Raw genomic sequence first — 21,789 nt, forward strand, 5'->3', positions numbered from 1 at the left:
TGGTCGACTCTTGCGCTCCGCCTTCTGGGATGCCGGACGTTACCCGACTGAAACGGCAACGATTTTCTTGCGCCCGCGGCTGTATCTTTTCAGGCCTTAGCTACTGACTTCATTTTTGAAATCGCCACCAAAAGCGAAAAATCCAATGTCCGTATCACAGTTCATTGCCAAAAAGATCCTGCCAGAACCATGGTTCGACCGGATTCGCGACTCTTCCGAACGTTGGATGGTACGATGCACGCAATGCAATTCCGAACGTTCGATCTGGAGCATGGGCGGAATCCGTTTTGGTGCTGTATCCGCTGTCAAACGCATAGGTGCGAGATGCTCGCATTGCGGGAAATTGGTTTCGGCCCGTGTGTACTTCCGCGACGAACCGACGGCTGACTCTTGTCCTTTTGAGGACGATCAAGATGCTCACGCAAAAGCATAACAAGGGTCTGCACCGGAGCGACGGTGGTCCTGAGTTTTTGAAATCACGGCTTTCGCTCCCACCCGGTGATGCATAGCCGTCACCCGCCTCAGGAGCTAACGCAAGCGATTGAGAGGAAGCGTCCTAATAATTGCTGAAAGTCAAACGATGCTCAATCCCTACACGCCACCCTCAGTCACGATACAAGAAACTCGGCTCATGCCACCATCACGTGGCTGGTGGGTTCCAATCGGCGGGACGGCACTATCTGCGGTCCTCGCTTTCTGGGCTGGTGCATGGGACACGGTTGCAATTCTCATCGCGTTGGTAGTGCTGTTGTGTTTCGCAGCCTGGATTACTCGAGCCGAAATCCAACCCGACAACACGGACGATTCGCAGTCGCAACCACAGTTGGATTCGGATGCTGCCCGACGTCAGTCTGGCCCAATCGTTCAGCGCCGCCGATCAAACTGATTGATCGCGAATCCAGCCACAGACGCGGCGCAATCATGACCTGGACATGGAGGACACCGTTGCGATGTTCCAAGTGGTGACTCGTTCACGCGTCCCCGGGGATGCCCGCCGTTTGACATTTCTTCCGATGCAAACTCTCTTTCTCAACCCGCTTCACAACGTCGTGGAACCTTTCTTATTTGGTTGTTCGCCAGCGAGTCAGTTCACGGACTCGTTCTTGACCCATCCGGTGGAACCGTCTTTGCGTTGAACGTTCGTCCAACCACCGCGACGATCGATGATCGACACGACCTCGCCATCACCATCGGCGATATCCAGTGCCAACGGAAACTCGTCGCCGTCACCTGCTCGCAATGGGATTTGGGATCCTACAAGAACGCCCACGTCGGTCCGAACCAACGGTACAACGCGGGCCGCGTACGACGTCGACGCCAACACCGACATGAACACCAGTACGAATCCCATCGAAACCGACGCCCGCTTGATGCTGTCACCCGGACGACGCAGGACTGCGACCGCAAACAACACCCATGCAACGACCCATCCAAAAACGGCCAGCCATTTCATCGTCCGCGGGGACACGAATCCCAATACAAAATCATTGACGCGGCGGACCGATGACGATGGATCACTTCGCTTCGACTCGGCGATGCGAAGCTGGTCGTAGTAGATCGGATTCTCGGGCTCAATTCGCAACGAACGACGGTACGACGCTATCGCTCGACCGTTCTGGCCCGCCTGCGCTGCTGCGGTTGCCACATTGAAATAAAGCTGGTCGTTCTGGACCCCAGAATCCGCGATCGCTTGGAAGTCATCTGCCACCTCCGCGAACAAAGTCTCTGCGTCGGTTTTTGGCGTTGTCGTCAACGCAACTTCGTATCGGCGTACTGCATCACGAAACAAAGTAGCTTGCGATTCCGCTGACATCGCCACGGCTTCACCAGCAACGGAAACACCAGAATTCACGAACCCACCTACAAAGAGCAGTACCAGCCCCGCAACCGTCGCCGGCCTCCGAGAGCCCACGATGGTTCGCGATGACGGACGTATGTCGGCGGCGATTTCGCGTGCTAGTTTCTTGAACCCGGCCAATCGTTCGTCGTCGGTGACACGGGAAAACTCTTGCTCCGAACGTGTGACATTTGCGAAGAAACGTTCAGCGCGGACGGCCACATCGGTCTGGCCGCTCTGCCGCAACTGACCGACGACATGATCCAAAGAACGCGATCCGTTTCGCGCACCAACACGATGACCGATCCATTGCCCCAGTGCGTCGGCGACCTCCGTTGCCGAGGCCGCGGATTCAACGGCTTTCGTAAACTGGCGCTTGGGCGAAGTCAAGAAACCGAATCGGCTTCTTGAGCGGTACACCAGCAACAAAACGAAGACCGCCGGCGGGACGGCGAACGCCCCGATGACCCAGGACGTGATTCCACGATGTCGCGTGCGTCGGACCAGCGCATCATCACTGGAAAAGAGCGTCGTTCGCCGCGTCGGCTCGGCAAGAGGGTTCGTGTTGGAAACGACGGGGTCGCGGCGCGCGGCGCCTGCCCGTTGGGTCACGGTCGAATCAAGTTTCAACATGTCGCTGGGCGAAACACGAATCGGAATCGGGTCCGTGGTGACCGTCACGAACGATTCCGTATCCGGATCGAAATAGCTGTACGTGATCGGCGGAATCTCGGATACCGATTCGTCTTTCGGGCGTATTGTCGTCTGAAACAGTTTTCGCTGACCGTCAACGAACCCGGCAAGCTCTTCGTCAGAAACCTTGAAGCCATCGACTAGGGATGGCTGGGTAGCCAATTTCGGCGGCAAGAGCAAATCCATCGGCCCGGTCCCCCGGATCGCCAGTGTCAACGTAATGGGGTCCCCCACGTTGACCTCCGTCGAATCCGCTTCCACGTCGATACTGTATTTCCCGACGGCGCCGACGTAGTCGTCCGGACGTCCTTGCGTGGGAATCGGCTTCACCTCGATCGACTCAACGACGGCTTCCACATCGATCGGCCGAACCGCCGTCACCCTCAATCGGGCTGCAGCCGACCGAAAGAAATCATCCCCGAACATGGACCCGCGAAAGGGCGATCCGACACCTTCGAGCATCTCGTCGAAAGGATCCCGGCTACGCCCGATTTCGCTCGGGTAGTTCATCACGATCCGAACATCATCAGCGTCGATCTTCCCCGGACGGGTCGGATAAACGGGGGCCTCGATCTCGTATAAAAAGTACTCGCGATTTTTACCGCTTGCGTCTTTCCGCTGGACCGAGCGACCGGCGGGGCGGCGGCGATTGGCACCCATTTCTCGCAACGTCTCCTCGAAGGGGCCCCAACTCGACTTGCCCGAAAAACTCTGCCACATTTCTCGCTCGCCAAGCGTCACGCCATATTCTTCGTTCTCGTACGGCAAAACCCAAATTTTTAGCGTCAAGTCGATCGACTGGCCGACGTAGACGCTGTCGCGTTTGCCGACAATCTCGACAAACATCGCGTCACCGGTTTCACTTTTGACAGCCGAAAACCGCACGGCTTCGGTGATCGTCGAAAGCCCGCCGACTTTGACCTTGATCGGCGGAATCGTAAAGTCGCCTTCACGAAGCGCTGTGACTTGGTACTGGTAAACCACCGTCGAAGTCGTGCTGGTGGATCGACCGTTGAACGACATGGTTTGCGAACTGATCGACGGACGCCCCACAGCCTCGATCGACAATCCATCGACGTCCGGAACTTGCGGGGCATCGCCAAGGTCTGCGTTGCTGACCTGAACTTGAAGCGTGATCGGCATTCCGACGTACGCTCGGTTCGACGAAATCGCGATCGACACCTCCGCCGCAGTGACGCTGGGCGCGATCGCAACGACGGCCATGAAAAGTACGGGGATGCACCGTGGGATCATCTCGTAAAAACTCTCTTCGATTCCAAAATGGGGCTCACCTGGGTCATAGCAGCAGGCATAGACAAGTAACCATCAACCATGATTGAACCAGTCACATTCACCAGTCACATTCACCAGTCACGATCAACCGGGACACGGCGATCTCGCTCGGCGGCCCGTTGCCGAAGCCGCCGAAGCATATCGCGATCCCGAATCGACTGGAGCAACTTTTTCGCTTCTTGCGGCGTCATCGCATCGGCTGCCCCGTCGGCCATCCTCGCCATCGATTCTCCATCGTCTGGCGGCGCATCGGACAGGTCACCGTCGGACGCGGTCAACTCACCCTTCGAATCCGTAGCCTCGTCGCTCGATTTATCTGCGTTCGACTCCTTCGAATCGCTGTTGGACGTCGGATCCGATTCACCGTCCGACCTTCCGTCCATCGATGAATCCTGTCCGGAATCATCCGACGAATCACCATTCGCGGAAGGCGCCGAAGGCGTACCCGAATCGCTCTCTTCCGGATCGCCGCCAGGCGATTCGGAAGAGGATGACTCATCGGACGCTTCCTCGCCCGGGCTTCCCGACGAATCACCTTGCGAAGGCTCGGACTGGCCCGACCCGGCCGATTGATCGGCGGGGTCATCAGACGACTCCTGTTCGTCCGCAGCGTCTTCGCCCCCGCCGGATTCTTCACCTCTTTCCGCATCGTCATTCTTGGAGTCATCGCTCTCCGACTCATCGCCCTCGGAACTCGATTCATCCGACTTAGAATCGTCCGCCGGATCACCCTCCTTCGACTCCTCATCTTGTTCCGAATCTTGCTCTTCTTGTTGACCGTCTTGATCCTCCGGCGGCGACTGGGCCTGGTCCAGTTGCTGGATCAGCCTGGCGGCCGACTCGATATTCGCGCGTGCGTCATCGTCGGACGGGTCCAGCCGGAGGCTACTTTGATAGTGGTCGATGGCGGATCGCAATCGCTCGATGACCGTCGCGGAAGCACCGGAATTGTTGGAATTTCCGGGATCGGCCGGACTATTGGGATCACCGGTCGCAAGTGCGTCCACGGCCTGACGGTATCGAACGTTTCCGAGGTTGTACCGCGCCCTAGCAGCGATCGACGGGTCGACGGCCGCGGAAACGCTCGCGAAATGCTCCGCTGCCTCTTCAATCTTGCCGGCCTGGAACAGCGAGACTCCGCGATTGTAAGTTTCGGCCTCGATGGCAGACGCGGGACGCACTTCCGCAGCGAAGACAGGACCGCCCTGGACGCAAAAAAGAATCAGAAAACCGATGATGTATCGCGGTTTCCATCGCATCGAAAAAATCCGCATTGTTGTGAAGTGAACCTGGAAATGCCGAACCGGCAATCACTATTCTTCTTCGATCATACGTCCAATGGCAAGAACAGTTCAGACGACAAAGGAGTCTTGGGCAGGGTTCCACTGGCAGGCCTGCATCCATTCTTGGCTCAATCGGACCGTCTCTTCACCTCCGGTCGGCCGCGGGCGAACCACTGCGATCGAAGATTTCTCTAAGTCGATCAGTTCCCCCTCGAGCGATTTGACCAGCGGCAGCGAAAATCCGTTTTGCGGGCGGCGGATCACACGGGCAAGCTGGCCGGTACTCAATTCGACATGGCTGCCCAATGGAAACAGCGATTCGATACTCAAGAAGGCTTTGATGACTTGTGGGTCAAAAATGCCTTTGGCAGCCCGGTGCAAAAGCACGCCCATCGCGTCGTGCGGAAGGACGGGCCCACGGTGGGCGGTCGGCGACGTTAGCTGCAGATAGGCGTCGACGACGTTCAAAATTCGAGCGTACAAGTGAATGCGTTGTCCCTTCACACCGCGAGGAAACCCTGAGCCATCGAACTGTTCATGAACCTGTTCAATCGCGATGCAAACGATCGGGGAAACCTGGATCGCGTCGCCGATACACCTGGCTGTCAGCAAAGGGTGTTTCTGATACTCCCAGCGATCGGATTCACTTTGCAGATCGACGCCGCACCACAAGTCGGGATCCAGCACATACAAACCCAGGTCATGCAGCAGACCCGCCATCCCGACTTCTAATGTTTGCTTTCCTGTCAAACCCATCTCGCAAGCCACCGACATGCCGAGCACCGCCATCCGCACCGATCGTTCACCAATCGGGTCGACGGAAACATGATCGCTCATCGAACCGACGGTTTGATCGTGGTCATCAACCATCGAATGGACAAAATTCTCTGACAGCGCGTCGAAATCCGAGAGAGAATGCAGCGCGCCGCGTGATATTCCGTGCTGCAGTAGTTCGAATTGTTTCTTGGCGGCCGTCATTCGATTGGCAAGGTACTCGGCGCGAGCCGTGCTGAGCGATTCGCCATGACGGCTAACCAGCATCTCCTTGACCGGTCGCGACGGATCCCATTTTGAGTCCTTGGGTCGCGCCGGTTTTGGCGTGACAACGGCCTTTGGCTTCCCTCGCAACAGAGCCAAATCGCTAGGGTCAACCGAAATGTAATCGATGCCGCGTTCGCGAAGCCCCGTGATCACCTGCTGCGTGATGCAGGTCTTGGCACCAAGTAAAAGGATGCCGCGATCCGAAACGATCGGCTGACTACACGTCACACCTATCGCCAGCTGATCAATCGATACGGAAACCTTTTCGAGCCCCATTGGCGATAGATTCGTTTCGAACGCGAGAAAAAAAGAAAAGAAACCTGCCCTTACTACAGAACCTAGGTCACAAAATTGCGATTCTGCGACAGCCGTCGTCGAATCTCACGCCCCATCGAATCAATGAAACGATCTTGCGGGTTATGCGTTTTCCGACGAGGCTCAACACCCCAACGGAACCGAAGCCAGGATCTTGTCGCGAAGGAAAGATTCGACTTTGCGTCGATCGGCGGCGGGGAATTGCGAGACCGCTTCGCCTTTGACCGCAGGCCTCGCAGTCCGTCGCACCGGCCGGTTTCGACAAAGGCTCACGTCCCGAATTGCCAGCGGTTATGATGGTTTGCATTCCGGTTTCTGGCCTGTCACCAATGCAACGTCATGCTATTCATTTACGGCACCGACGCACCGCTCTATCACTATCCGATCGTGACGACGGCAATGGTGGTCATCAACATCGCCGTTCACTTTGCGCTGATGTTGTTCGATGTCGACCCGACACCCTGCATCCTTGCGTTTGGCGACGGCTATCATCCGATCCAATGGTTGACGCACAATTTTTTGCACGCTGGGTTGTTGCACCTGTTCGGCAACATGCTTTTCCTGTTCCCGTTTGGAATGGTGGTCGAAGGCAAACTCGGATGGCTGCGAATGCTGATCCTTTACTTGGCGATCGGCACATTCCAAGGATTCACGCAACAGACGATCATGCTGCCGTCCGACCCGGCCGGTGATGCCGAATCGTTGGTTTCGATGCTAGACGATCCCGACAGTCCGCTTGATGCGGAAACACGCGAGGAATTGAAAAAACAGTTTCGACAAGACTTGATGAAGGACGGTTTCGGGTCCCTGGGCGCATCGGCAGTCATATTTGGACTTTTGGCCGTGTGTGTGATCTGGGCACCGAGCAACAACTTCGATGTTTACTTTCGTTGGAGCCTGTTCGTATCGGCGCCGGACGGTGGTGTACGCGAGTGGGCGATATCAACGGTATGCGCGATCTTTGTCGCCAAAGAAGTGTTCATGTTTTGGATGACGGGAATGCCGATCAGCAGCGAAGCGTTGCACCTCAACGGCTTTATCGTCGGTGGCGTTTGCGGGTTCGGCATGCTTTTGTTGGGTTGGGTCGATTGCGAGGGATTTGATCTGGTTTCACTATTGCAAGGAAAACCGTTCGTCGCAAAGTCCGTCGTCGCGCGTCAAAAACGCGAACACGCCGAGTACCTCGCGTCGATCAAGCCGGCCGGACCTCCCCAAGCCGTCGTGCCAAAGCTTGCCCATCAAATCCAGCAAGTGGCACCGCCAAGACCATCCCCCGTGATCGCCAAGAAACCCACGGCCCAAATCCCTCCGGCGCCGTTGCCGATTCCAACGACGATATCGAGCGCGACGAACGTCGACCTGTTTGACGACGATCTCGCCCTGCCCGACTTTGACGACGGCGCCGTGATCGTTGACCCGATCGCGCAAGCGCAGGAAGAGATCGATACCATGATCGCCCAGAATCGATTTATCGAAGCGGTGCGCGAGTTCGCCGCGATTCGGAAAAACGATCCGGTATTCGTACTTCACCCACGGTCCATGGATCGGTTAGCCGAAGGATTGATTCGTTCGCAGCAAAGTAAACCGGCGATGACCGTTCTTGGGATCGGTTGCCAGACTTACCCCGTCGATGCACCACGCTGGCGAATCCGAATGGCCGAGCTTCACCTGTCCGATCCGGCGGACCCCATCGCAGCGATCAAGCAACTTCGCTTGATTGACAAGGAAATGTTGGACCCGTCGACGCGAAATCGTTATGTCGAAATCGGGACGCAGGCAAAACAACTCGCCCAGCGCTAAGCTTCCAGCACCGATCGAATGTCCATCAAGTAGACTTGGCGGCCCGATTCGTGCGGGCTGTCAATCGCGACATGAGTGCCGGCACGGTTGCTTCTGGGATGCGTGTCGCAGCGCCATTCACCGCGGTAATCAGGGCCGGAAGGGAAGTGTCCTAGATCGACGCGCCGTCCGCTCTTGGTGTGAAAAAGGTAGACCGTTTGACGCGACGTCTTATTGTCGGGATACGTATCGTTTAAGATCCAATCGTCGTAGGGCGCCGGCAGATAGGTGTTGTGTCCATTGACCGTCATTGTGTCAGGGCCAACGACGACATTGTTTTGCGTTTGATCCGCGAACGTGTAAAAGCGTTCGGGCTTGCCCGCCGGCTTGGTCCACATCGTCACTTCTTTGTCATTCTTCCATATGAAATGAGAAGTCTTTCCGCTTGGATCAAGAACATAGCGATCGCTACCATCCATGTTTGCAGTAAACATCCGCGTGACGAATCCGCCATCGTATCTCAAAGTTTGCGGATCAAACTTGGGACGATATCGATGCAATACGATGAATCGTGTCCCCGACGGATTGATCAACAGATGATTGAAGTAGTGCCACGCTTCGTCATGCGTCGTGCCGTCGAGCCAAGGGATCGCTGCGACGTCCGCCAGCGACAAAATCAGTTCTTCGCGGCCGGAATCCAAATCGACCTTCCAGACACCCGAATCCGGTGGCGCGCGTTGGGCAACGCACGGATCGCTCAAGCCGGTATAGCCATAGCCCGGCCGCAAATTATTGATTCGCCGAAAGTCCGCACTCAATCCAAATCGACCGTCGGGTGAAACGGTATAAATCGGTCGCGAAAGAGTGGAAACCGAACCGGTCGACCGAGAATAGACGCGGCAGACAAACGAATCGCCTTCGCGATCATTCCAAAGGATTTTGTCACCGTCACTTCCGACCCACTGCAGCATGCAACCCTGTTGCCACCCCCAAGCATTGCTGGTTCCGACCGAAGTCCAGATGTCGTTGTTGTGTGTGTCGACAAATCCAACTCCGATCTTATCGTCGGCAGTTGGCGATCGCCCTTCGAAATCGACTTCGTTCGCGAGAACAAACTGTCCGGTCGAATCGAACTCGTGCTTGTCGTAGTACCCGAACCAGTGGTGGATGGGACCGCGCGTGATCGCTCGCGTGGGCACGAAAGTTTCAAGCGGCGCAAGGTGGGGTGCGGACTGAGTCGCCAGATCCGGCTTATCCGCGAAGCCGACGGATGGGAACGCCAAACCGGCCAGCATCGACGATGAAGAGAGTCGGCAAAATTCACGGCGGTTTAGCGACATCTCAATTCATCCGTGATGCGTCGGAGATCAGCGCTGTTCGCGGTACGTTTTCCAGCTCATGAAGATCAGACCAGAACCCAGCAGTATGAAGGCGATATCCATCGTCAAATTGGCCGCCCGCAGGGGTGCAGTGTCCTGCATACCCAACATGCCCATCGCGGCATCGGCCAAAAATAGCACGACGATCAAAATCGACGCGACAAGGCTGATTAGACAGAGAGCCTTGGGCATCAATTTCCTCGCCGCGAAAAAGAAGAGTAGGGAAGCATGAAGTTCATCAGGGTGCCGATTTCAATGGTGGGTCGCAGTATAGTTGCAAATCCCCACGTTTCCCAAGCCTACGAAGGACCGCTAAAGTAAACCCGGCGAGACGAGCGCCCGACTGTAACGATTGCTCGGAACTTGACGCGAATTTATGCGGGATTTTTCATGGTAATGGGCAAAAATCGTTCCTCCGTTTCGACAACCGACGGCGGATCGGCGACTAAGATAGCAGCACCGGTCACGCTCGGGTTCGACCCTAGCGACGAAAAATTGCTCAGCGAACCCTGGAAATGGTGGCGAGACCAGATGCCGGTGGCTCGGAAAATCGCCTACTTTGACCACGCCGCGGTCGCTCCGCTCAGCCAACCGGCGGCCACCGCGATCGCAGAATTGACCAACGACGCCCTGACTTCGGGCGATTCCAATTGGCCGTCGTGGTCGGCTCGGTTGGGAAATCTTCGGAAGTCCGCATCTTCGCTGCTGAACTGCTCAATCGACGAAATTTGCCTGATTCCCAATACAACCACGGGCATAAACTTCGTCGCCGACGGCTGGCCCTGGGAACCGGGCGACAACGTGATTTTGCCAAACGGCGAATTTCCATCGAATCTTTTCCCTTGGATGAACCAAAAATCCAAAGGCGTCGAGGTACGTATCGTTCCCCGGCGATCCGATGCATATGGCGAAAGCGAAGTCTCGGTCGATGACCTAATCGACCGAATTGACGCATCCACACGGATCATCGCTGTCAGCTGGGTCGGGTATGCCAGCGGATTTCGCATGGATATCGATTCATTGGTCCACCGAGCCCATGAACGAGGGGTCGCGGTTTTCTTGGATGCGATCCAGGGGCTGGGGATGTACCCGCTGGATTTGGCCAAAACGCCAGTGGATTTCCTGGCGGCGGACGGACATAAATGGCTGCTCGGCCCCGAGGGTGCCGGTGTGGCGATGATCCGCCGCGACCATTTGGACCGGCTACGCTGCGGCACGGTGGGTTGGGGTAGCGTCAAGAATTCGCACAACTACAACGCGCCCGCGTTCGACTTAAAAGATGACGCGACTCGATTCGAACCCGGCTCGCCCAACATGCTCGGCGGCGCAGCGTTGGCAGCCAGTATGGAAATATTCCTTCGTGTGCGTCACGTCCACGGCGATCAAGCGATCGAGAATCGCGTGCTGGACTTGACCGAGCAACTTGACCAGAAACTAAGCGGCGTGGGCGCAACAACATCGCTGCCCGCCGACCGACGACATCGCAGCGGCATCCTGAATTTCTCGCTGCCGGGCGTAGCGGCGGCGACGTTTCGCGAGCGTGCGATTGAACAAAATATTGTGCTCAGCTGTCGTGGTGCGGGCGTACGCGCCAGCGTTCATGCCTACAATGACGACGACGATATCGACCGGTTGGTCGCCGTCGCTGATTCGTTCTAAATCGCCACCGCTATAACTCGACATTCTCCTGAATTGGCTCAGCCCGTGACGCCTAAATCGCGCATCGCCGTTTACACCGGCTCGTTCGACCCTATCACCTTAGGACACTTGCACATCATCCAGCGCGCCGCGCCGCTGTTCGATCAATTGGTAATCGGCATCGGTACCAACGCCGAAAAGACGTCACTGTTTCAACCTGCCCAACGCGTCGAATTGGTTCAACAGGTCACCGAAGAATTGCCTAATGTTCGAGTCCAAACGTTTGATGGGCTAGCCGTTGATTTCGTACGCAGCGTCGACGCCCACGTCATGATTCGTGGCATCCGACCGTTGACCGACATCGCCGGTGAATTCACGATGATGATGGCGAACCATCAATTGGACCCCGGTATCGAAACGTTGTTCCTGATGGCGGCCGAGCGGTTCGCGCACATCAGCAGTTCGCTGCTGAAGCAAATCGCGGCGCTGAGCGATGACGACGTACAATTGGCAAAGTTTGTTCCGAAACAGATCATCGGCCCGCTCCGCGAAAAGCTGCGCTAAGTCGCTTAAGCGGCGAACCGGTCCGATTCTTCGTCGGACGCGGCGGTATCCGCGGATGCAGGTGTGTTTCGGCGCTCTTTCATCCGTAGGGCACGACCTTCAGACTGACGTACCGAAGGACTTCCATAAGACCGCGATCGCCGTCGGGGCACTCGATCCGGCTCCATCTTGTCAAACAGGCTGCCAAGCATCGCGGGGTGGAAGCACACGAACGCCCAAGCCAATCCGATCGATGCCGAACCAAACAGATCGCTGACGAAGTGAGCTCCGCACGCCAGCCGTTGCAACATGGTGCCGATGCAGATCATCACAAACATCCAGCGGCCCAGCGGCAAGACAACCCACAATCCCACCGTCAACGCGGCTGCCGTGGCAAGCGACGCACTGGGGAATGCTCGTGTGCTGGCGTCGAAATTTGCGATATGGTCAAGCGACCAATCGAATGACCAGACCCAAGCGAAATCATAGCTGGCCGCATCAAGATTCAAACTGTTCGGACGCGGGCGCAGTACAAACATCTTGGTCAGGGTCGCCACCGCGCCGGCGCCCATCGCAAGGGTGGCCAATCGCGGCACGTACCAACGCCGCGTCGGCGCCAATACAATCACACCCAACAAAATCAAAAATACGCCCGTGCCGTGGGCATAGTAGCTAGACAGATCAAGAACTTGACCGATCTCTTTCGAAAGCGGTGCGTGCGAAAACCATCGCGAGATCGGAACGTCGACCAGCGTTGCAAGCGGGACCATCAAAATCGTGATGCCGGCCATCCACAACAAGGTGGCCATCCGAAACTTTGCAACTTCTTCAGCGATCGGTTTTCCGAATACGGCAGTTCCGCCGGTCGCTGGTCGAATTCGTTGTGTGGTCATAACCGATCTACTCGCACTGGTTCCTTCGAGCGTGGGAATGCAGTCCGCTTTCCACAATCACGTCGCCCGCGCCAACTTCCAACCGGAGGCTACTTAAAAAAAGTCGCCGCCCGAAAGGTGACTTCCCAAAACTCTCGCACGGGGGCGAAGGAATGGCCAGCGTGATAAGCCAGGCAACTTACGCAGAATTGAATGGGGATGCCGCAAAATGGGGGAAACGAATTTTCCGATTATCAGATGTTCACGTGAAATCACGTCCCGGAACAGGCCGAATCATTCCTATAGGCGTCATCACCCGCGCACAAAATTTGTTGCAGCGGACCTTATCACCGACGCGAAACAAGCAAGGACCAAAAATGACTGTAACTCACAACAGAATAGTTCCCGGCGACACTCGCACGAACCGCCGCCGCTTCCGCCAATCGCTGACGGTGTGCGTCGCATTCACCCTACTGACGATCTGGGTTACCGGCTGCGCAAACACGAAAACTTCAAGCACCGCGCGAACGGGCACCGAACAGCTACTGATTTCGTCGGCAATCGATCGATCGATGTCGAACGTCCACTTTGACGACTTCGCCGGCTACAAAGTCTTCATCGAAGAGAAGTATCTCGACTCCGTCGATAAAGGTTACCTAGTGGCTTCACTCCGCCACAAAGTCCTGCAATCGGGCGGCCAACTCGTGGCAGCAGCCGACGCAGCAGACGTCGTCGTTGAAGCTCGCAGTGGTGGCGTCGGAACGGACCTTCAAGAGAGCTATTTAGGGATCCCTTCCCTCGGTATCCCCGGCATGCCGATCGAACTTCCCGAAATCAAGTTCGCGTCCCGCAATACACAAATGGGCACAGCGAAACTGGGCCTGGTCTGCTACGACGCCAAGACGGGCAAGGCGATGGGGTTGGGCGGCGAGTCGACCGCGTTGACGCACAATAACGATACATATCTGCTTGGCATGGGACCGTTCCGCAGCGGTTCAGTCCTGGATCAACGCGAGAAGGCCGTCGGTTTCAACGGTGTCGGCGGCAGCTTCATGAGCAGCCCCACCCACATCGCCCGAAGCCGTCCCGTCGACATGGTCGACCGCCCGATCGACAACACGTTCGAGGGCATCCCGCAAATCGCCGACCTGCCCGACGGCCTTTCGACGACACGCTAGCATCCTTGGGTGAGACCACGGTTTTGTTAGACTTGGTAACCGCGGGGAAGGACAAGTGTCTTCCCAGAAATCCCTTCTAACAAAAGAACCAACATCGTGGCGAATCTGGCTGGAAAAATTGTTGCGGTGACCGGTGGCGGCACCGGCATCGGCGCAGGCATCGCAAAGACGCTAGCCGAAGCCGGGTGCAGAGTCACCGTCGGTGGCCGACGACTCGAACCGCTCGAAGCTCTCTCGGGGTCGGTGACCAGCCAGCATCCGATTCGCACCCATGTGATCGACGTCGCCGATCCCGCCAGTATTGAGACGTTCTTCGCAGACATTCGCGACAACGTGGGCGAGGTTGACATCCTGGTCAACAGTGCGGGTATCAACATCCAAAAACGCACGATGGCTGAAATGATCCCCGACGATTGGGATCGTGTGATGCAAATCAATGCGACGGGTGCGTACCGCTGTATCAAAGAAGTCTTGCCAGCGATGCGAGCACGTAAAGACGGATTGGTGATCAACATCTCGTCGGTTGCCGGCAAGCGAGCGATCGCTTTGGGTGGCGTGGTTTACTGTGCTAGCAAGTTTGCAATGACAGCGATGGGCACGGCGATATCGAACGAAGTCCGCCAAGAAGGTGTTCGCGTCACCAACGTCTATCCCGGCGAAGTCAATACGCCAATCTTGGACAATCGGCCGACGCCGGTCAGCCAAGAACACAAGGACTCGATTTTGCAGCCCGAAGACATTGCATCGGTTGTCCTTTCGATCTGTCACCTTCCGCCACGAGCCAACGTACCCGAAGTCGTGATCAAACCAACGACGCAAGAGTGGGTTTGATCGATGGTCGGCGATGACGATCCAGACGAAGACCTCGGCGAACTTTCGCTTGACGATCTGGGGGCCGCCTACGCACGCGCCGCTGCGCAGCACGATCCCGAAGCGTTTGCGCCGGTGGCTAGCGACGAGTCTGAATCGGAACTTCCTGATGACGGGGACGACATCGTCGACGATGTCCAGGCATTCGACAATGCACCCGTCGAAGACGAAGTCGCCACGCCTGAAATGATCATCGAGGGCGCGTTGTTCGTCGGTGACCCCGATGGAAAACCGATCTCCGAGCATCGACTCGCGTCGCTGATGCGTGACGTCACGCCGGAAGAAGTCATCCAGATCATCGACCACCTCAATCAATCCTATCGGCTTCACGATCAAGCCCTACGCATCGTCGGCGATGACCAAGGTTATCGCATGACGTTGGCTCCTGAAGTCGAGAGTGTTCGTCGTTCGTTCATGGGCAAAGTTCGTGAAGCAAAGCTCAGCCAAACCGCCATCGAAGTCCTTGCGTTGGTCGCCTACCAACCCGGTGTCACGTTGCAAACGGTGCAAGACCAACGCGGGCGCGAGAGCGCATCGCTGTTGAATCAATTGGTGCGCCGGCAATTGCTTCGCGTAGAACGCGTCAAAGGGGCAGACGGCGGCCGCGCCGAACCCCACTATTATCCGACCGAACGGTTCTTGTATCTATTCGGTCTAGAATCGATCGACGATTTACCTCAGGTCGAGGAAGGATTACGAGAAGGATGACAAACGACACGACCAACGGGTCGCGATCAACCGTCGACGGCGTCGCACTCGACATGGACGGGCTGCTTTTCGATACCGAGCGAATCTACTGGGACGTCGGTGACGCGATTTTGATGCGACGCGGACACCGGTTCAGCCACGAGCTTCAACAACGCATGATGGGGCGAGTCGGCGTTGCCGCGATGCAGCAGATGATCGACTTGCATCATTTGGACGATGCGCCCGACGAGCTACTCGCCGAGTCAGATGAACTGTATGGCAACCGTCTGGCCGACGACATCACGCCGATGCCGGGTCTAGAAAAATGGATCGCGTTCTTGATCGAGACGAAGACGCCGTTTGGTTTGGCGACAAGCAGCCGCCGCAGGTTCGTCGACATCATTCTGGCGACGATCGATTGGCGCGACGAGATGCAATTCGTCTTGACGGGCGACGATGTCGTCAACGGCAAACCGCATCCCGAAATGTACTTGAAGGCGGCCGAAAACCTTTCGATCGCTCCCGCACGCATGCTGGTTCTCGAAGACAGCGGTAACGGTTGCAAAGCCGCGGTCGCAGCGGGTGCTTACACGGTCGCCATTCCAAGCGAACACACACGCGGTCAATCGTTCGACGGGGCAAAGCTGATCGCCGAATCGTTGACCGATACGAGACTCTGGAACTTGGTCCGATAACCAATCGCTCTTCGCGTTAACCGTTCAATCCGGTCAACGCGCCGTCGCCGCAGAACTCCGGATTTCCGAACGATTTTTCGGGATGTCCCATCGCCTCGGCGAAGCTCAACAACAATCGGTTGTGAGCAACATGGTCGAACTTCATCGCCCGGCCCATCTTGAACCCCAAGCCGCCCCCAACCATCACGAATGGGATGCTGTTGCGGGTGTGCGAATTGCCTTTGCCCAGTTCGTTGGTCCAGACGATCGTGGTGTTGTCGAGCAGGTTTCCGCTCCCGTCCGGTTCAGGTGTTTCCTGCAATCGCTTGGCCAAGAATGCGATCTGTTCACAGTACCAGGTATTGATCCGAACCAGGTTCTCGTACGCCTTTTCGTTGTTGTCCGGTTCGTGCGAGATCTCGTGGTGACCTTCGTTGATGTCCATCCATCGAAAACGCGGATTACCGACGCTATTGGTGATCTGGACCGTTGCGACGCGGGCAAAGTCAGCTGCGAAACTGCTGACCAACAAATCACTTTGCATCCGCGAAATTTGCGGCATGTTATCGTTCTCTTCCTCAATGTTTGGCGGCAGCTTTGGCATCGCGTGCCCGGCCTCTTTTTCCTTCGACGGGTGGGCCAGTTCCAATTTCAATTCCTTCTCGACCGATCGAACCATTGCAACGTGTTGTCGCAGCAATCGTCGATCTTCTACGCTGGCCATTTTCTCGATCTGCTTGAAGTCCTCGCTCAAGTCGTCCAACACACTGGCCAACATCGCCCGGTTTTGCGACTGCCCGTAAAGCTTGTCAAACATTTGGTAGGGATCACTGATCGGCGCAACCGGTTGGTTGGGTCCCGCGTACGACCATCGGGTCCACGTATCCGCCCGCTCGGGAACCATGACCCCGAATTCGAGCGAACCGAATCGCGTTCGTGAAGCGGCGTCTGCTTGCAACTTGTTCTTCAAATGCTGGTCAATCGAGATACCCATCGACCATCCGGCCGGCGTATCCGAACCGCCTTGAACGTCACCGGGAAATAGCTCGACACCGGTCAACAAGCAACCGATGCCACGCATGTGACCGTCGCCGTCACCGTTGATCTTATTGTCGATGCCTTCCAGCGTCAGAAGTTGACTCTTGAACGGATCCAAAGGCTTAAGAATGCGTTTCAAGTCTTGATGCTCGCCTGCTTCATCAGGCCAGAAGTGATCCGGGATCACGCCGTTGGGGCTGAACACGAAAACGACCCGCTTCTTCCGAGCTGCCGAAGCCGCCCATCCCAAACTCGGAAGCGCGAATGCGAAGTTGGCCGCCGCGGCGCTGACGCCGAGCTTCACGATAAAATCGCGTCGCGAGAAATTTGATGTCATAGGTGGGGCCTTCGAAGAATACAGGATTGTTGTGCGAAACGATGACTAGGTACCAGCGATGAGTTCGCTTTTGGCTTCCGCGGCGATCACAGCGATGGCGACAATCAATTGATGAATGTTGAAGTCAGTGTCTTGGAAATAACGCGTTAACTCATCCGCCCGATCGGCGCCAAACGCAGCGATGGGTTGCTTGACAAAATGCTCAAACGCCGATTCAACGAACGAACGATGGCAATCGGGGCTGCCGGCCAAATAATCGCCCAGCTCGCGGGCACCGTTGAACGAGACAGAATCGCCCGTTCGCGTTACATAGTTTCCCGCTGCGTCAATCGGCTTGCCGTTTTCCTGGTCACGATAGACGCCCGTTGCGTCGAAGTGCTCTAGTGCGAATCCGAGAGCGTTGATCTTAACGTGACAGACCTGACAATTGACTTCGCCGGTTTGCAATTCGACGCGTTGCCGCGTCGTCAGCCCCGGATGCAAGTCTGGATTTATCGGCGAGAAAGCCGCGTTTGGTGGTCTCAGCACTCTGCCCAAAACGTGTCGCGTCAAGAAAACACCGCGGTGGATCGGTGACGTCGTTCGGTGGTACGCCAAGTCGCTCATCAACAAAGGATGCGTCAACAATCCGACGTGGACTTTCGCGTCGCGGACGCTACGGACAACTCGTTCGTTGGCCACAGCTTGTTCCGCTTTCGGTTCACCAGAGTCACCCGGCGCGTCCGAAGGTTCCCACTCCTGGCCGTAAAATTTTGTCAATCGTTCCGTCGTGTAGGTCCAATCGGCTTGCAACAATTGGCGAAAATCGCAGTCTTCACTATCCAAAACCTCATCGATGCACCGATCAAACGATTGCCGAAGATCACCGACCAATTCGCGATCAAAACCAGGATACGCTTCTTTGTCTTTCGTGATTTCTTCGACGTCACCCAGATCGAACCACTTGTAGATGAACGCCCTCGTTTTTGCTTCACAGCGATAGTCGCCGACCATTTTCCAGGCGGCTTTTTCAAGCTGCGCGTGATCCTTGAATCGATCTTTTTCGATGTCGCGAATCATCCAATCATCCGACGGAAGCGAGTCGAATAGCGTAAGGGCCAATCGATTGGCCGCTCGTTGGCTATCCGATCGATTTCTATCGAGCGACGGGTATAAGAAGCGAGGCGACTTGATCGTCATCAGCACAACCTGCTTAATCGCCTCGGCGTCATCTTCGCATTGGTCAACCTGTTGATTGACATAGAGATCTCGAAGTCGATCATCCAAAGGACCTCGAAAGGCGGCCTCGACCAATTCCGCCAGAAATCGTCTTAGCTTGCCGCGGTTCTCATCCGAGTCTTTTTTGTGCTTTCGCAAATACAGACCATACAGCTCGCCGCTTGCCATCGTCGCGAACTCGAGCGCGGCGGCGGTGGTCGAATCCTCCCAAGTGCGGCTGACCGAAGTCCCACGCTCATAGCCGTAGGATCGATCGTCCGGCGGCAACTTAGCTTGAAGTGCGAAGGCAGACGGCTCGAAACTGGGCAGCAAGAACCGCGAAGGGATGATTTCTTCGACTCCGCCCGGCGGAACCCACGATAGGGAAATGTATGCGGCAGGCTGTTCCGTCTTTCGTTTCCGTTGATACATTTCCAATCGGATTGGATACACGCGGCCACCCGTCAAATTCAGCGTACGTCGAAACTCTTCCTTGCCTTCCGACTGAACGTGGTTGTCGACGAGCTTCCGCTCGTGACCGCCAAAATCCATCGTGCATGAACACGACGAGCGAAGAATGATCTCGTATCGTCCGGACGTTTCAACTTTCAATGATCCACCCCAGTGGATGTGAAACTCCTCTGCTCGGATTCCTTTCCCTGGGCTTTCCTTGCCAAAATCAAAGTTAATGACAGGATCGTTTCGCTTGATTTTCCGATCGTTATCCTTCCAACCGCTGCCATCAAAATACGTGGCTTCCAGTCCACGTTCATTGACATGCCAAGGCGTGCCACTGATCCGCCCGTACAGGTCGGCCAAACTTTGACGAAGTTGTTCCGCCGTCAAACGCGATAGCGTCGCGCGGGGGGGACGACGACGCACTTGTGCCGCTTCGCTATAGAAGTCGTGATGAATGTACGTCGCGACGGCCAGGGCATCGCCCGCCACACACGTGTCGGGCTCTTCCTCAGGCATCGTTTCCGAGATCAGTTCTGCTAATTCTCGGATCGTCGCGTCGCCTACAAGTGGATCGGGATAAAATTGCTCAACGCCGACGCCGGCCTTTCCATGACACTGGATGCAGGCCTGTTGATAGATGGCCTCACCTCGAACGATTGCCGCCGTTTCCTCCGCAGCGTGAATCGATGTTCCGTGGACGCCGGCCATCGTCACCAGACTGACGCAGATCGTGCGAACAATCCGTGAGATGCAGTACGACCATGGATTCGTGTTTCGCATGATGAATTCCAAGCCTCCGGAATTACCGTTCACGGCGTCGCTCGAAAGATTTCGGGCGTCGTGACGATCGTTCGGGGGCGGGTGGGGTGCAGCGAGGCGGGTCTAGGCAGGGAAAGCGGCCGGGCGGGGGAGGACAAGTACCTTGGGAACAGCGGCTCAATTCCAACCGCGAAAGGCCAGATACTTGAGAGTTGACGATCATTGTCCCAACAAAATTTTAGATTCCGAAGGTCCAGGCAAGTTAATGAAATTATAGCTTGCCGGTCAAAACTAAGAAATGAGTTCGCAAAACTGTTTTTCCATCCACCCCCCGCGGGCCGAATCCCAACCCAATGTCGCTGATATCCCCGCTTTTTCGCCTTCGGATGTAATTTTCATGGCAACCTTGCAAAAAACCGTGCCAAACCATATTCTCCGGTCCCACAAAGTACTCCCAGTCCAAATTCCAATTTACGTTACGACCGAGTTTTCCAATGACCATGGATCGCAGCCTCAAGGTGCAAGCCGGGGCCATCAAGTCGCGAAACGTGCTGACACGGGCCGAGCGAATCGCCCGGCTGAAAGCGCTTGACAAATTCGACGAAGAAAAAAGTATCGTCGGCATGCCTAAAGTTCGCGTCGTCAAGGTCTCCCTGAAGAAGAAGAAGAAAGTCAAGAAGGCCGAAGACGATCCGAAGGACAAGAAGAAGAAGTAGTCGACGGCGATTGTGCCAGCGAGCCGGTGACACGTTCCTCGAGAACGAACGCCGGCTTTTTTTTTGCCTTCGTCCGAGTTTTCGTTCGCCTTGCTTTTTATAGTACGAATAAGCGACACCCCCCAAACGCAGCGTCAAGAAGGATAACGGGATGGCAGATTCTCTATGTGAACCCGAAACTTCGCCCCTCGATGACCCCACCGTCGGTCCGTTGCCGACCGAAGGCATCGACCCCCAGCGGCTGCCGCTGCCCGAAGAAACGCAGCCGTTAAAAATCATGTGGCGATACGTGGTTGTCTTGTCAGCGGTTCACATCGTGGCGCTGCTTGCCTTCCTGCCGTATCTGTTCACTTGGTCTGGCCTGATCGCCGGGATAGCGGGTCACTTTCTGTTCGGCATGATGGGGATCACCATCGGCTATCACCGACTATTGACGCACCGCGGGTTCACGTGTCCGAAGTGGCTCGAACACTCCCTAGCAATTCTGGGAATGTGCAACCTGCAAGACAGTCCGGCGCGATGGGTGGCGATTCACCGTATGCACCATCAACACAGCGACCATCAACCCGATCCGCATTCGCCGCTTGTCAATTTCCTGTGGGGCCACGTGGGCTGGGTGGTTTGCCGCCACAAATCGCTGGACCGCACCAGCCACTATGAACGTTATGTGCGCGACCTGTTGCGAGATCCGTTCTATTTGAAGCTGGAACGCAAAGACGGATGGTTTTTCGTCTTCCTTGCACACGCAACCGTCATCACGCTTGTCGGCGCCGTCGTCGGCTTCATTGCCGGCGGTGGCCAGTGGTCGGAAGTCGGTCGCTACGCGGCAAGCTGGTATGTGTGGGCCGTCGCGGTGCGGACAGTGTTCGTCTTGCATGGAACTTGGTCTGTCAATTCGCTATCGCACGTTTTCGGCTACCGCAACTACGACACACGCGACCACAGCACCAACAATTGGTTGGTTGCACTGCTGAGCCACGGGGAAGGATGGCACAACAATCACCACGCCCAACCTCGCAGTGCGGCCCATGGCCACCGCTGGTGGGAATTCGACATGTCCTGGGGAGTCATCCGTGTGCTCGAAACTTTAGGTCTGGCCAAGGATGTCGTACGCCCAAAACCAGAAACGAAGTCGGCCAGCACGACGTAGTTGCAGCGTAGCGCCTAGACCGACGCAACAACGGCGGCAAACAACGACGAC

Annotated in this window: 17 protein-coding genes; 9 read left to right on the forward strand and 8 right to left on the reverse strand. The window is 56.3% G+C overall.

Annotation, left to right across the window (positions count from 1 at the left end):
• Window positions 1-1,084 precede the first annotated feature (1,084 nt).
• The 3 genes from Poly51_RS23980 to Poly51_RS23990 all read right to left on the reverse strand — a co-directional run bounded on the left by Poly51_RS23980 (window position 1,085) and on the right by Poly51_RS23990 (window position 6,423).
• Window positions 1,085-3,784 carry a BatD family protein gene (locus Poly51_RS23980; protein WP_146460882.1) on the reverse strand — a complete coding sequence of 900 codons (2,700 nt, stop codon included), beginning with the start codon at window positions 3,782-3,784 and terminating at the stop codon, window positions 1,085-1,087.
• A gap of 110 nt (window positions 3,785-3,894) precedes the next feature.
• Window positions 3,895-5,082 carry a hypothetical protein gene (locus tag Poly51_RS23985; protein ID WP_146460884.1) on the reverse strand — a complete coding sequence of 396 codons (1,188 nt, stop codon included), beginning with the start codon at window positions 5,080-5,082 and terminating at the stop codon, window positions 3,895-3,897.
• A gap of 93 nt (window positions 5,083-5,175) precedes the next feature.
• Complete coding sequence (locus Poly51_RS23990; RefSeq protein ID WP_146460887.1) at window positions 5,176-6,423, reverse strand: HD-GYP domain-containing protein; 1,248 nt, start codon at window positions 6,421-6,423, stop codon at window positions 5,176-5,178.
• Between the two features lie 378 nt (window positions 6,424-6,801).
• Between Poly51_RS23990 and Poly51_RS23995 the strand changes: the two genes are divergently transcribed.
• Window positions 6,802-8,262, forward strand: coding sequence for a rhomboid family intramembrane serine protease (locus Poly51_RS23995; RefSeq protein ID WP_146460889.1), 1,461 nt, complete (start codon window positions 6,802-6,804; stop codon window positions 8,260-8,262).
• Here Poly51_RS23995 and Poly51_RS24000 read toward each other — a convergent pair.
• Window positions 8,259-9,581, reverse strand: coding sequence for a hypothetical protein (locus Poly51_RS24000; protein WP_146460890.1), 1,323 nt, complete (start codon window positions 9,579-9,581; stop codon window positions 8,259-8,261). The two genes, Poly51_RS23995 and Poly51_RS24000, sit on opposite strands and share 4 nt — an antisense overlap.
• Before the next feature lie 27 nt (window positions 9,582-9,608).
• The gene (locus Poly51_RS24005; RefSeq protein WP_146460892.1) at window positions 9,609-9,812 is read right to left on the reverse strand and encodes a hypothetical protein; all 204 of its coding nucleotides are present in this window, start codon (window positions 9,810-9,812) and stop codon (window positions 9,609-9,611) included.
• Between the two features lie 198 nt (window positions 9,813-10,010).
• Between Poly51_RS24005 and Poly51_RS24010 the strand changes: the two genes are divergently transcribed.
• A complete protein-coding gene (locus Poly51_RS24010; protein WP_246114732.1) occupies window positions 10,011-11,279 on the forward strand; it encodes an aminotransferase class V-fold PLP-dependent enzyme in 1,269 nt (422 codons plus the stop codon).
• A 45-nt stretch (window positions 11,280-11,324) separates the two neighbouring features.
• On the forward strand, window positions 11,325-11,822 hold the full coding sequence (coaD, locus tag Poly51_RS24015) for a pantetheine-phosphate adenylyltransferase (protein WP_186775771.1): 498 nt from the start codon (window positions 11,325-11,327) through the stop codon (window positions 11,820-11,822).
• 5 nt (window positions 11,823-11,827) lie between these two features.
• Here coaD and Poly51_RS24020 read toward each other — a convergent pair whose 3' ends face one another.
• Complete coding sequence (locus Poly51_RS24020; RefSeq protein ID WP_146460894.1) at window positions 11,828-12,694, reverse strand: phosphatase PAP2 family protein; 867 nt, start codon at window positions 12,692-12,694, stop codon at window positions 11,828-11,830.
• Window positions 12,695-13,050: 356 nt separating this feature from the next.
• Between Poly51_RS24020 and Poly51_RS24025 the strand changes: the two genes are divergently transcribed.
• From Poly51_RS24025 to Poly51_RS24040, 4 genes are all read left to right on the forward strand, one after another.
• Window positions 13,051-13,851, forward strand: coding sequence for a DUF6655 family protein (locus Poly51_RS24025; RefSeq protein ID WP_146460896.1), 801 nt, complete (start codon window positions 13,051-13,053; stop codon window positions 13,849-13,851).
• Window positions 13,852-13,944: 93 nt separating this feature from the next.
• On the forward strand, window positions 13,945-14,682 hold the full coding sequence (locus Poly51_RS24030) for an SDR family oxidoreductase (protein ID WP_146460899.1): 738 nt from the start codon (window positions 13,945-13,947) through the stop codon (window positions 14,680-14,682).
• Between the two features lie 3 nt (window positions 14,683-14,685).
• The gene (locus Poly51_RS24035) at window positions 14,686-15,429 is read left to right on the forward strand and encodes an SMC-Scp complex subunit ScpB (protein ID WP_146460900.1); all 744 of its coding nucleotides are present in this window, start codon (window positions 14,686-14,688) and stop codon (window positions 15,427-15,429) included.
• Complete coding sequence (locus tag Poly51_RS24040; protein ID WP_146460902.1) at window positions 15,426-16,103, forward strand: HAD family hydrolase; 678 nt, start codon at window positions 15,426-15,428, stop codon at window positions 16,101-16,103. The genes Poly51_RS24035 and Poly51_RS24040 overlap by 4 nt, the downstream gene beginning before the upstream one ends.
• 16 nt (window positions 16,104-16,119) lie before the next feature.
• On the opposite strand, the gene Poly51_RS24045 is transcribed toward Poly51_RS24040, so the two are convergent.
• Together Poly51_RS24045 and Poly51_RS24050 are read right to left on the reverse strand one after the other, a co-directional pair.
• On the reverse strand, window positions 16,120-17,457 hold the full coding sequence (locus Poly51_RS24045) for a DUF1552 domain-containing protein (RefSeq protein WP_146460903.1): 1,338 nt from the start codon (window positions 17,455-17,457) through the stop codon (window positions 16,120-16,122).
• A gap of 45 nt (window positions 17,458-17,502) precedes the next feature.
• Window positions 17,503-19,926, reverse strand: a complete 2,424-nt coding sequence (locus tag Poly51_RS24050; protein ID WP_146460905.1) for a DUF1588 domain-containing protein — start codon at window positions 19,924-19,926, stop codon at window positions 17,503-17,505.
• 440 nt (window positions 19,927-20,366) lie between these two features.
• Here Poly51_RS24050 and Poly51_RS24055 point away from each other — a divergent pair, with 440 nt between their 5' ends.
• Together Poly51_RS24055 and Poly51_RS24060 are read left to right on the forward strand one after the other, a co-directional pair.
• On the forward strand, window positions 20,367-20,588 hold the full coding sequence (locus tag Poly51_RS24055) for a small basic protein (protein WP_146460906.1): 222 nt from the start codon (window positions 20,367-20,369) through the stop codon (window positions 20,586-20,588).
• Between the two features lie 151 nt (window positions 20,589-20,739).
• Window positions 20,740-21,738, forward strand: coding sequence for an acyl-CoA desaturase (locus tag Poly51_RS24060; RefSeq protein ID WP_146460908.1), 999 nt, complete (start codon window positions 20,740-20,742; stop codon window positions 21,736-21,738).
• Window positions 21,739-21,789 lie beyond the last annotated feature (51 nt).

The organism is Rubripirellula tenax, from assembly GCF_007860125.1.
Lineage (GTDB): Bacteria > Planctomycetota > Planctomycetia > Pirellulales > Pirellulaceae > Rubripirellula > Rubripirellula tenax.